This is a genomic window from Allobosea sp. CRIB-10 (assembly GCF_900112185.1).
GTDB lineage: Bacteria > Pseudomonadota > Alphaproteobacteria > Rhizobiales > Beijerinckiaceae > Allobosea.
Window position 1 is genome coordinate 1 of sequence record NZ_FOKP01000049.1, and the last position, 11,442, is coordinate 11,442.

An 11,442-nucleotide genomic window follows, 5' to 3' on the forward strand; every position below is an offset into this window, starting at 1 on the left:
GCCCGCTATATGCAGATCCTCTCGGACGGGCTCTCGGCCAAGCTCGCCGGGCGCTGCATCAACATCCACCACTCGTTCCTGCCGGGCTTCAAGGGCGCCAAGCCCTATCATCAGGCGCATGAGCGCGGGGTGAAGCTGATCGGCGCGACCGCGCACTACGTCACCTCCGATCTCGACGAAGGGCCGATCATCGAGCAGGACGTCGAGCGCATCAGCCATCGCGACACGCCCGACGACCTCGTCCGCAAGGGCCGCGACATCGAGCGGCGCGTGCTCGCCCGCGCCGTGCGCTATCATCTTGAGGATCGCGTGCTGCTCAACGGCAAGAAGGCCGTCGTCTTCACGCACTGACGTGAAGCGTAGATGGCGCTGGCAGCTCACACGCGCGGATATCGTTGAAAAAGTCGTCGTTGCTGCGAGCGTGATACTTTTCGCCATCTCGAGCGCATCCAAAGGCTCGACCGGCTGCGACTACGCGGACCGAAGGGCGCCAGAGACGAATTCCACTTCGCCGCGGCAGCCCAGAGGCTCACATTGCAGGTCGACCTCCGGCATCGGTCCTCGATCGTTCCTGATCGCGTCGTTCGGCTAAAAAGGTCGCATTGTTGCGCAAACGGCAGGTTCTCTAGGCGCGCCTGACGACTTCTCCAGGGGGCTGCAGTCGATCGACCTGGAAAGCGAGCAGGTGATCGAATCTGATGGCTTCGCGGAGACGGGCGGCGATGTCCGCCTCGGTTATTCGGCGATCACGTTGCAAATATTTCACAAGAGATTTTATAACCTTGTTGTGCCGACGGACCCTCGTACGCGCCGGCTGAGGTGGAGGACTCTGACATGAAAACCAGTGGTATCGGGACGATCGGGGATAGAATCGTCCTGGAAAACGAGCATGTCAGGGTGTGGCTCGTCGAGCTCGAGCCCGGCCAGATTCAGTCGCGCCATGTCCACGAGTTGCCCTATCTGATCGTGCCGTTGACCGACGGCAAGAACATCATGCGCTTCGATGACGGGCGCGAGATCGCGACGGATGAGAAGCCGGGCGTCTGTCTCTGGCGCATGCCCGGCGTTCCACACGAGCTGGAAAACGTCAGTTCCTGGCAATATCGCAACGTGCTCATCGAGCTGAAGACCCCGGCTGCGACGCCCCACACGCCATGATCGAGCGCAGGAGCTTCCTCGCCCTGCCGCTCCTCGCGCCGTTCGTGACAACGGCCGCGCGAGCCCAGGGACTTTCCAACCGTCCCGTGACGATCGTCTCGCCCTATATGGCCGGTGGCACCAGCGACATCATCGCCCGTATGCTCGGCGAAGGACTGAGCGAGCTCTGGAAGCAGCCGGTGCTGATCGAAAACCGGCCGGGCGCCAATGGCTCGATCGGCGTCTCGGCCGTGGCGAGATCAGCTCCCGACGGGCATACCCTGCTCGCCGTCGCGTCGAGCGCGCTGACCCTCAACCCGCTGCTGTACAAGAAACTGTCCTATGACGTGGAGCGCGACCCTTCCCGTCAGCGTCACCGGGCAGGTCCCCAATGTCGTCGTCGTCAATCCCAGACTGCCGGCGCGCGACCTCGCCGAGCTGATCGCCCTTGCCAAGGCGAAGCCGGGTGGCCTCACCTACGCCTCGCAGGGGATCGGGTCGAACGGCCAGATGAACGCCGAGATGTTCCGGCTCGCCACCGGAATCTCCTTCGTGCACGTTCCCTACAAGGGCAGCGCCCAGGCGGTAACCGACCTCGTCGGCGGGCAGGTCGACCTGATGTTCGACAACCTGCCCACGGTGCTCGAGCACATCAGGGGCGGCCAGCTTCGTGCGCTGGCCATCACCTCGGCCAGCCGCTCTTCCTTGCTGCCGGAGGTGCCGACCGTGGCGGAAGCGGCCATCCCCGGCTTCGACAGCTCGGCCTGGTTCGCCGTGCTCGCGCCCAGGGCGACGCCGCCCGAACTGCTGGCGAAGCTTGAACGGGCCGTGACCGGCGTCCTGACCCAGCCCGCCACCTCCGCCAAGCTCACGGCTGCGGGCGTGACGGTCGCTGCGGCAGGCTCGGCGGAACTCGCGGGACGCATCGAGCGCGATCGCAGGATCTGGAGCGAGGTCATCGCCAAGGCCGGCATCGCTATCGAGTGAATCGCAAAAGATATCTCTTGAGAAATATCAGTGGATCGGACATCTTCCAGACCAAGGGCTGATGCTCGCTGAAAGAGGGGAATGCCGATGCACTGGATGAGGAAGACCGCCATTGCCAGCCTTGCGGGAGCGTTCGTCGCTGCGCTCGGCCTTGCCAGCGCCCAGGCTCAGGCGCAGACTCCGATCACCTTCTCGCTCGACTTCCGCGCGCTCGGGCGTCATGCGGCCTGGTTCGTCGCGCTGGACAAGGGTTACTACAAGCAGGCCGGGCTCGACGTCAGCATCATCGCCGGCCAGGGAACGGCGCAGGCGATCCAGGCGATCGAGGCCGGAACCGCGCAGATCGCCTTCTCCGACGTCGCCGGCGTCGTCGCGGCGCGGGCCAATGGCGGCTCGACCGCCAAAATGGTCTCGGTGATCTACCAGAAGGCGCCCTATGCGATCTTTTCGCTGCGCGACGGCGCCAATGTCCGCTCGGCCGACCAGCTCGCCGGGCTCGAGATCGGCAGCGGTGCCGGCAGCTTCACCCAGAAGGTGATCGAAGCCTTCATGGCGCAGAAGGGCATCAAGACGCCGGCCAAGTTCACCAATGTCGATCCGTCGGCCCGCGTCGCCATGCTTGCCGCCAAGAAGATCCCGTCGGTCGAGACCTTCGTGATGACGCGCCCTGGCGTCGCCAAGGCGGTCGGCTCGTCGAATGCCCGCACCTATCTCCTCGCCAATGACGGGCTGGTGCTCTACTCCAACGGCATCGTCGTGCGCGAGGACCTGATCAAATCGAAGCCCGACGTGGTCAAGGCCTTCATCGCCGCCTCGCTGAAAGGCTGGAAAGACACGATGGCCAAGCCCGAAGAAGCCGCCGATATCGTCGTCAAGCTCAACAAGGGCCTGGAGAAGGATGTCGTTCTCGAGGAGATCGAGATCGTGAGCGAGCTGGTGAAGACCGAGGTCACCCAGAAGAAGGGGCTGGGCGCGATCGACGCCGAGGCGATGGCCGCCTCCGTCTCGCTCATCCTCCAGACCCTGCCCGGCGCGAAGCTGACCGCGAACGACGTCTACGATTCCAGCCTGCTGCCCGCGAGCCCGGTCCTGCCGTGACCGCATCCGCCGCAGAAGCGGTGCGCGCTTCCGAGCACGCACCCGACATCTACGGTCGCTTCGTCGGCGTCCGGAAGGTCTTCGGAGCCGGAGAGAGCGCCATGGTGGCGCTCTCCGAGGTCGACTATGAACTGAGGAAGGCCGAGCTCGTCGCCCTGCTCGGCCCCAGCGGCTGCGGCAAGACCACCTTGCTGCGGATGGTGGCCGGGCTGACCAAGCCGAGCGGCGGCAGCGTCATCATCCGCGGCCGCGAGGTCACCGAGCCGCAGGATGATTTCGGCTTCGTCTTCCAGAGCCCGAACCTGCTGCCCTGGCGCACCGTGCTCTCGAACGTGCTCTTCCCGATGGAGATCAAGGGGCGGCTCGACGCGGCGGCGAAGGCGCGCGCCGTCGAGCTGCTGGAGCATGTCGGGCTCGGCAAGTTCCTGAAGAGCCGTCCGCACGAGCTTTCCGGCGGAATGAAGCAGCGTGTCGCGCTCTGCCGTGCGCTGATCCATTCGCCCTCGCTCATCCTGATGGACGAGCCCTTCGGCGCCCTTGACGAGCTCACCCGCATGGAAATGCACGAATTGCTGCTCGACATCCGGCGCCTGACCGGTGCGACCGTGCTGTTCGTGACGCATTCGATCTCCGAAGCGGTCTATCTCGCCGACGAGGTGCTGGTCTTCAGTGCTCGGCCGGGCCGCGTCTCCGACCGGATCAGGATCGACCTGCCTTATCCGCGCGAAGCGGCGCTGCGCTACACGGCCGCCTTCCGCGAGTACGAGCGGCGCGCCGGCGCCGGGCTCGGCGTCCTCCATCACTCGTGACGACAAGCCGATGAAAATCTCCTCCGAAGCCGTCACGCGGGTCGCCTATCCGATCCTCGGCCTGCTGCTGCTGCTCGTTCTCTGGCAGGGCTACATCGTCCTGTTCGACGTGCCGCAGGCCGTGCTGCCGCGGCCGCTCGCGGTCTGGAACGCGACCGTGAACAATCTGCCGCTGCTCATCTCCGAGGGCCGCGTGACGCTGCTCGAAAGCGTCTACGGCTTCCTGCTCGCCTTCTTCCTCGGCATTCCGATCGCCGTGGCGATTTCCTCGTCGCGCACGCTCAACCTGATGTTCTATCCGCTGCTGATCGCGACGCAGGCCCTGCCCAAGGTGGCGCTCGCCCCGCTGATCCTGGTCTGGCTCGGCACCGGCATCGAATCGAAGCTCGCCATCGCCTGGCTCGTCGCCTTCTTCCCCATCGTAGTCGACACCGCGACGGGCCTGCGCTCGACACCAACGGAGATGCTCGACCTTGCCGCTTCGGTTCGCGCCAGCGGCTGGCAGACCTTCTGGAAGATCAGGTTCCCGGCCGCGCTTCCCTTCGTCATCACCGGCTCGAAGGTTGCGATCACGCTCGCCGTCATCGGCGCGGTGATCGGCGAGTTCATCAGCTCGAACGAAGGCCTCGGCAATCTCCTGCTCGTCGCCAACTCGCAGGTGAACACGCCCCTCGCCTTCGCCGCGCTGCTGGCGCTGGCGGTGCTCGGCATGGCGCTCTACGCCGCCGTCGCCTTCATCGACATCGCGCTGAAGCCCTGGTTCAGCGAAGTCAGGCATTGATGGGCCATGGTATGACGAGGCCCCGTATCGCTTTGCTCGTCGGCTCGCTCAGCCGCGACTCGATCAATCGCCGGCTGGCATCGGCGCTCGCAGGGCTCGGCGCCAATCGCTTCGATTTTCGAGAGGGCGATCTCGCCATGCTGCCGCTCTACAACCGCGACATGGACCGCGCACTGCCGCCGGCGGTGCTGGCCTTCAAGCAGGCGATCGAAGCCGCCGATGGCGTGCTGATCGTCTCGCCCGAATACAACCGTTCGGTGCCATCGGCGCTCAAGAACGCCATCGACTGGGCCTCGCGGCCCTATGGCGCCAACTCATGGCGCGGCAAGCCGGCGGCGATCGCGGGCCTCGCGAGCGGCGCGCTCGGGACGGCGCCGGCCCAGCAGCATCTGCGCAACATCCTCTCTCATCTCGATGTCCATGTGCTGCCGCAGCCCGAGGTCTGCATGGCGATGCGCGAGGGCTTGTTCGACGCGTCAGGCGAGATCGCCGACCCTGCGACGCGGCAATTCCTCGACGGCTTCCTCACCCGCTTCTCCGCGCATGTCGCGCGCTTTGCGATGGCTCCCGCATGACTCAGCGTATCGCCCTCGACGTCCACGCCCATCTCATCCCGGTCGGAGCGCCGCTCGCGAGCGCCCCCGGCGTGAGCTGGGACGAGGCGACCGAGAAGCTCGTCATCGATGGCCATTCGATCGGTATCAAGGCGCTGTTCCATCCGGAGACGCTGATCGCCTGGATGGACGAGCAGAGCGTCGAGCGGGCCTGGATCTCGGCGCCGCCACCGACCTATCGCCCTGGGCTCGATGCGGTGCAGGCCGAAGCTTGGGCGCAATTGCTCAATGACGGGCTCGCGGCGATCGCCGCGGCGCATCCGGACAGGCTGGCGCCACTCTTCCATCTGCCGGTGGCGCATCCCGAGCTCGCCGCCCGGATCGTGCGCGAGCGCTCTGCGGGTGCCGAAGCCCGCTTTTCCATGCCGACCGGTGAGCCGGGGTTGATGCTGTCGGACGCCAGCTACGCCCCGCTCTGGCAGGCGCTGGACGAGGTCTCGGCTTTCGTCTTCCTGCACCCCGGCGAAGGCTGCGACGGGCGACTCGACCCGTTCTATCTGCACAACCTGCTCGGCAATCCGAGCGAGACGGCGGTTGCGGCCGGCCATCTCGTCTTCGCCGGCATTCTGGATCGGCATCCACGCATCACCATCTGCCTTGCACATGCCGGCGGCACCGTGCCGGCTGTGGCCGGGCGCTGGCAGCGCGGCTTCGGCACGGGACGACCGGGTGTGGATACGACGGTCGAGGCGCCGGCAAAGGCGCTGCGGCGCTTCTGCGTCGACTGCATTGCCCATGACGACACGCTGCTCGATCTGGCGGCCTCGGTGTTCGGCGAGGAGCGGATCGTCTTCGGCTCCGACTGGCCGTTCCCGATGGGCGTGATCAAGCCACATGAGCAGCTGGCGGGCCTCAGCGAGAGCCGGCGCCGGGCGATCTTCTGCGACAATCCCACCAAGCTGATGGGCTGACATGAAAAATGGGCCGGCTCGCGAGAGCCGGCCCTTTTGCTTGATGGAAGCCCCGTCAGGGCGTGACGTCGCTGTCTCCGGCGAGATCGTGCTCGACGAGGCGGTTGCGCAATTCGCCCAGGCCTTCGGCCCGGACCACGACCTCGTCACCCGCCTTGAGGAAGATCTGCGGCTCGCGTGCATTGCCGATACCGCTCGGCGTGCCCGTGAGCAGTACATCGCCCGGATGCAGCGTCATGCCGAAGGAGAGCTCGGCGATGAGCTCGTCGACCGGGAAGGCCATCTGCGCCGCCACCGCGTTCTGCATCAGCTCGCCATTGAGCAGGCATTGCAGCCTGACCTTGGGCAGGTCGATCTCGTCCGGCGTCACCACATAGGGGCCGAGCGGCATGGTGCCGTCGATGCTCTTGCCCTTGAGCCATTGCCCGCCATGGCGACGCTGCAGGTCGCGCTGCGAGACGTCATTGGCGAGGCAGAGGCCGAAGATGTGTTCATGTGCCCGCGCGCGCGGAATGCTGCGGCCACCCTTGCCGATGACGATCGCGATCTCGGCCTCATAGTCCCACTTCGCCGAGATGCGGGCATCGAAGGCGATGTCGTCCCGCGGGCCGATCATCACATCGGGCGATTTCGTGAAGAAGGTCGGCGCTGTCGGGCGGTCGACATCCTGCCCCTCGCGCTTGCCCCTGCTCTCCTCGAAATGGTCCCAGTAGTTCCAGCCGGTGCAGAGCACGTCGCGCCGGAAGCGGCGCACCGGTGCAGCGAGCGACGCGCCCGCCAACGGCAGGCGCGCGCCCTTGTCGAGGCTGGCGACGATCAGCGCCTGCCGCTCATTGGGCGGCAGGCCGATGAAGGCGACGAGGTCGCCGGCATCCGGGCCGAGCAGAACAACCTGATCGTCGACGACGAGGCCGAGGCGCTCGCTGCCATCATGGCGCAGATTGACGTAGCGCATCGCCGGCTCAGTCCGGAATGACGGCGATGGCGTTGATCTCGATCAGGTAGTCCGGCGAGGTCATCTTGCAAATCTCGACCATGGTGGAGGCCGGCGCGATGCCGGTGAAGTATTCGCGCCGGACCTTATGGATCGCGTCGAAATGCTCCATGTTGCGGACATAGACGTCGACGCGGCAGATGTCGTCGAGCGTGCCGCCGGCCTCCTCGACCGCAGCCTTCAGGTTCTCGCAGACCTGCCGGGTCTGCTCGGAGACGTCGCCGATACCGGCGATCGTGCCGTCGGCGCGGCGCGAGGTCATGCCGGAGAGGAACACGAGGCGACCGCGGGCCTCGATCGCGGTCGCCTGCGAGAAATGGCCGTTGGGCTGGCGCAGCTTGGCGCTGGTGATCTGTTGCTTGGCCATCGTGAAAACTCCTCGATATCAGGACAGGGAAGACGGGACGGAAACGCCGAGCCGCTCAGCAGCGGCACGCAGGGCTGAGAGCGTCGCCGGCGCGATGCGGCAATTGCCGTCGAAATCGCGATGGGCCTTGGCGGCGCGGTCGCCGGGCATGCGGATCGGCGCCCCACCCGGCGCGGGTTTCGAGCCGCGGATGCGTCCGGCGAAGCCGGATGCCGCTTCCTCGAACTCGTCGAGCGGCCGAAAGCCGGCGATGTCGATGGCAATGAAGAGATTGGCGCTGGCATAGGGCTGGGCGAGATCGCCATAGAGCGGGCGCACGGCATCGCCGATGGCGCCGCCAGACAACCCGCCCGCAAGCAGGTCGACCATCACGGCGAGGCCGAAGCCCTTGGCGCCGGCTGCCGGCAGCAGCATGCCCTTGATCGCCTCGGCGGCGTCGGTGGTCGGGAGGCCCTCGGCTGTCGCGGCCCAGCCCTCCGGGATCGGCTCGCCGCGGCTCTCGGCCAACCTGATCTTGCCCATGGCGCCGGCGCTCATGGCGAGGTCCAGCACCAGCGGCTCGCCGCCAGTCGGCACGGCGATGGCGAGCGGGTTGTTGCCGACGACGCGCTCCGCCCCGCCCGGCGCGGGCAATAGCGGGCGAGTATTGGCCATCACGATGCCGATCTGGCCCGAGAGCGCGATCTTGCGGGCGAACCGCCCGGCGGCACCGAAATGGAAGGCGTTGCGGACGGCGATGGCCGCCAGGCCATGTTCCCCGGCACGCTCGATCGCGAGCGCGGACGCTCGCTCGGCCGTGACCTGGCCGAGTGCATTGTTGGCGTCGATCGTGACGCGCGCGCCGGCGTCGATGACGATCTCGCCCTGGGCTGCGGCATCGACCGAGCCCTTCTCGATCCGCTCGAGATACATCGGCAGCAGCATCAGCCCATGCGAGCCGAGCCCTTCGATGTCGGCATCGACCAGGGCCTGTGCGACCAGGCTCGCATGCTCGGCGGGAGCGCCGAGCTTCGCGAGCAGCGTCTGGGCCAGCTCGCGCAAGGCGGAAGCCGGCTGGAAACCGGAGTTCGTCATGGTGTGGACCTAGTCTCGGCGGAGATCAGTGTGCGTCGCGCTCGTCGGTGTACCAGGACGGCATCTGCGGGTAGTGCGGGCCGTCATAGATCTCGACCACGACCGTCTCCTCGATGGCGAGGCTCGGGCCGTGCACATTGCCCTTCGGGTTGCAGTAGAAGCAGCCGGGCTTCAGCGTGACGCCGGTCGCGGTGTACTCGAAATGACCCGACAGGCAGAACATCATCTGGTTCGAGGCATGCGAGTGCGGCTTCGGGATGCCGGCCCCCTTCTCGAAGCGGATCAGGGCGACGGATGCGCCGGTCGCCTCGTCGCGCCACAGCATCTTCTCATGCACGCCTTTCAGGGACTTTTCCCGCCAGGGCACGTCGTTGGTCTGGATCAGGATTTCATCGAGGCTCGGGGCGCCGGCGGGAAGCTGCATGGTGAACCCTTCTGCGAAAACGTCGCTCTTATGTCCATCATGATATTTCACATGATGTCCAATGCAAGCCGTAAAGCAGCTTCGCCCCGGATTTCTCTGAGGGGCGTCTTCCGAGTGGGCAAGGTCGAGCGCCCGCGCGCGGCGGAAGACGCGCACTCTGTCGGGCATGAACGCTGACGAGCGTCTAGAGCGTTTTCGAGCGAAGCGGACACCGGTTCGCGTGAAGAAAATGCGATAAAACAGGGACCTAGAGCAATCTCGCGATTCGAAGAATTGCGGAAATGCTCTAGCGGGACAGCGGCGGCGATGCGCGTCTGGGCGCATGCTGCTGCAGCAGGACCACCCGTTCGCGCAGACCGCTGAGATGATCGCGCATAGCGGCCGCGGCCGCCGGCGGATCGCGCGCCTCGATCGCGTCGAGGACGGCGCGATGCTGGCGATCCGAGGCTTCTGTGTCGAGCGTCTGCCAGAGATGGAGATACCAGGCGCGGGTCGAACGCTCGTGCAGGGCCTTGGCGAAATCACCGAGAATACGCGACTGGGACATGTCGCTGATCCGAGAATGGAAGGCGCGGTCGCATTCGACGAAGGCATCGATCCGGCCGCCGCCATGGGGATCGTCACGATGATGATCGAGAACCGCCCGGGCCTCCGCGATGTCCTCAGGCCGAGCGTGCATCGCGGCGCGCGCCGCGATCTCGGGCTCGACGACCAGGCGCGCATCGAGAATCTCGACAACCTGCCCCATCGAGTCCGGCTGGATGATCACGCCCTTGCGCGGCACCACGTCGACGAGGCCTTCGGCCTGCAACCGCTGCAGCGCCTGGTGGACGGGCGTGCGGCCCATGTCCAGTTGCTCGCAGATCGAGGCTTCGTTGAGATACTGCCCGGGCGCGAAGAACAGGGTGATGATGCGATCCTTGATGGCGATATAGGCCTGCTCGGACAGCGGCAGCGACGCCTTCTTGCCCTTGCCACGCTGCGCCGGACGGCGCTTCTGCCCGCTCTCGCCCGCCTTTGTCGTCATCTCACCGTGCCGCAGATATGCCTGTTGATATTCCTGTGTTCCGACCATTCCTTATCGTCGAAGCCAAAGGCGGGCAAATCCCGATAACCGGGCGCAAAGTCGCAGCCGCCAAGGGGTCGACGCCCAACCTTGTTGTGGTAGGCGATACTCTGCCTGGTTATTGCCTGTGGCCGCAGTGAGCGTGAACGGCAAGAAGGCGAGACGGATCAACCTCGCTTCGTTCGGCACCGGCTCGAGCTCGCATGTCAGCGGCGAACTTTTCAAGAGCATGGCCGGCCTGGACATGCCGCATGTGCCTTATCGCGGCTCCGCGCCCATGGTGAACGATCTTCTGGCGGGGCACGTCAGCGTCGGCGTCGACAACCTGCCGGCCTCGATGGAGTTCATCCGAACCGGTCAGCTGCGAGCACTCGGAGCGACGACGGCGGCGCGCTGGCCGACATTGTCGGACGTTCCGACGATCGGCGAGACGGTCCCGGGCTTCGAAGCGTCTTCGTGGATCGCGTTGGGGTGCCGAGCCGGACGCCGGCCGACATAGCCAGCCGGCTCGCCCTAGAGACTGCCCGCGTCCTCAAGGACCCGGCCATTGCAGACAAGATCACGCAAATCGGCGCCGCTCCCTTTGAGGCAGGCCCCGACGAGATGAAGCAGCTGGAGACGGCCGAGATCGAAAAATGGAACGCGTCGTTCGAACCGCCAATCTCAAGCCTGAGTAGCGCCGCCTGCGCCAATGCCCTGCGGCGAACGTTTGGGCTGCCCGGTGATCTGGGATCTTGCGGCGATAGCGGCGAGCGGACATTCCGAGCGCAGGAAGCTCATGATCGACGTGCTGCAGGCCTCCGCCGGGCTTCCAGCCGTTTTCTCTCCGGTTCGGATAGAGGTCGATCGACGGGCAGCTGCGTTTTGTCGCCATCCCCGCGGAATTCCCTGCGATGCCAAGGACCGGCTACGACCGCACGACCTGCAGAGAGTATTCGAAGTTGGGCTCCGGGTCGGGCGAGCGGGTCTCTGGGGCAGCGATGCTCCGCTGACACCTATCTCGGCCATGCAGGCCGATCCCAGGATGTAATCGGCTGTTTGGCCTGCTCGCGGCGGCTCCGGAGGATACGCCTGCCCCGTTGCCGAGCGCGTCGGTGATCTGCGTGAGGAACGCGGGGTCGACGGAAGCCTTGAACCGGCCGGACGATCGGCGCGAGGCGGCGGAGTCACTGCGTATGCT

At 66.0% G+C, this 11,442-nt stretch carries 14 protein-coding genes and 1 pseudogene; 10 read left to right on the forward strand and 5 right to left on the reverse strand.

Going from position 1 to position 11,442, the window contains the following annotated elements; genetic code table 11:
- From BMZ69_RS30280 to BMZ69_RS30320, 9 genes and pseudogenes are all read left to right on the forward strand, one after another.
- A partial coding sequence (locus BMZ69_RS30280) for a formyltetrahydrofolate deformylase (RefSeq protein ID WP_139219312.1) occupies positions 1-351 on the forward strand: 351 nt, incomplete at its 5' end.
- Positions 352-429: 78 nt separating this feature from the next.
- Positions 430-639 (forward strand): annotated as a pseudogene (locus BMZ69_RS32295) (hypothetical protein); the annotation flags it as partial.
- 195 nt (positions 640-834) lie between these two features.
- Positions 835-1,158: an AraC family ligand binding domain-containing protein gene (locus BMZ69_RS30285; RefSeq protein WP_092163737.1), complete on the forward strand. Its 324-nt coding sequence runs from the start codon at positions 835-837 to the stop codon at positions 1,156-1,158.
- Positions 1,159-1,479: 321 nt separating this feature from the next.
- Positions 1,480-2,124 (forward strand): Bug family tripartite tricarboxylate transporter substrate binding protein, encoded by a 645-nt coding sequence (locus BMZ69_RS30295; protein WP_092163738.1) that lies wholly within the window; start codon positions 1,480-1,482, stop codon positions 2,122-2,124.
- 96 nt (positions 2,125-2,220) lie between these two features.
- Positions 2,221-3,222 carry an ABC transporter substrate-binding protein gene (locus BMZ69_RS30300; protein ID WP_175507051.1) on the forward strand — a complete coding sequence of 334 codons (1,002 nt, stop codon included), beginning with the start codon at positions 2,221-2,223 and terminating at the stop codon, positions 3,220-3,222.
- A complete protein-coding gene (locus BMZ69_RS30305) occupies positions 3,219-4,031 on the forward strand; it encodes an ABC transporter ATP-binding protein (protein WP_244543626.1) in 813 nt (270 codons plus the stop codon). Before BMZ69_RS30300 ends, BMZ69_RS30305 begins: the two co-directional genes overlap by 4 nt.
- 10 nt (positions 4,032-4,041) lie before the next feature.
- A complete protein-coding gene (locus BMZ69_RS30310; RefSeq protein ID WP_092163740.1) occupies positions 4,042-4,812 on the forward strand; it encodes an ABC transporter permease in 771 nt (256 codons plus the stop codon).
- Positions 4,813-4,823: 11 nt separating this feature from the next.
- A complete protein-coding gene (locus BMZ69_RS30315; protein WP_092163749.1) occupies positions 4,824-5,387 on the forward strand; it encodes an NADPH-dependent FMN reductase in 564 nt (187 codons plus the stop codon).
- Positions 5,384-6,337, forward strand: coding sequence for an amidohydrolase family protein (locus BMZ69_RS30320; protein ID WP_092163741.1), 954 nt, complete (start codon positions 5,384-5,386; stop codon positions 6,335-6,337). The genes BMZ69_RS30315 and BMZ69_RS30320 overlap by 4 nt, the downstream gene beginning before the upstream one ends.
- Before the next feature lie 55 nt (positions 6,338-6,392).
- Here the strand turns inward: BMZ69_RS30320 and BMZ69_RS30325 are convergent, their stop codons facing one another.
- The 5 genes from BMZ69_RS30325 to BMZ69_RS30345 all read right to left on the reverse strand — a co-directional run bounded on the left by BMZ69_RS30325 (position 6,393) and on the right by BMZ69_RS30345 (position 10,223).
- The gene (locus BMZ69_RS30325) at positions 6,393-7,292 is read right to left on the reverse strand and encodes a fumarylacetoacetate hydrolase family protein (RefSeq protein ID WP_092163742.1); all 900 of its coding nucleotides are present in this window, start codon (positions 7,290-7,292) and stop codon (positions 6,393-6,395) included.
- Between the two features lie 7 nt (positions 7,293-7,299).
- Positions 7,300-7,698: a RidA family protein gene (locus BMZ69_RS30330; RefSeq protein ID WP_092163743.1), complete on the reverse strand. Its 399-nt coding sequence runs from the start codon at positions 7,696-7,698 to the stop codon at positions 7,300-7,302.
- An 18-nt stretch (positions 7,699-7,716) separates the two neighbouring features.
- Positions 7,717-8,772: an Ldh family oxidoreductase gene (locus BMZ69_RS30335; protein ID WP_092163744.1), complete on the reverse strand. Its 1,056-nt coding sequence runs from the start codon at positions 8,770-8,772 to the stop codon at positions 7,717-7,719.
- A gap of 25 nt (positions 8,773-8,797) precedes the next feature.
- Positions 8,798-9,196 carry a cupin domain-containing protein gene (locus BMZ69_RS30340; RefSeq protein WP_092163745.1) on the reverse strand — a complete coding sequence of 133 codons (399 nt, stop codon included), beginning with the start codon at positions 9,194-9,196 and terminating at the stop codon, positions 8,798-8,800.
- Between the two features lie 286 nt (positions 9,197-9,482).
- On the reverse strand, positions 9,483-10,223 hold the full coding sequence (locus tag BMZ69_RS30345) for a GntR family transcriptional regulator (RefSeq protein ID WP_175507052.1): 741 nt from the start codon (positions 10,221-10,223) through the stop codon (positions 9,483-9,485).
- 166 nt (positions 10,224-10,389) lie between these two features.
- On the opposite strand from BMZ69_RS30345, the gene BMZ69_RS30350 reads away from it, so the two are divergent.
- Positions 10,390-10,761 (forward strand): tripartite tricarboxylate transporter substrate-binding protein, encoded by a 372-nt coding sequence (locus tag BMZ69_RS30350; RefSeq protein WP_175507053.1) that lies wholly within the window; start codon positions 10,390-10,392, stop codon positions 10,759-10,761.
- Positions 10,762-11,442: the final 681 nt, after the last annotated feature.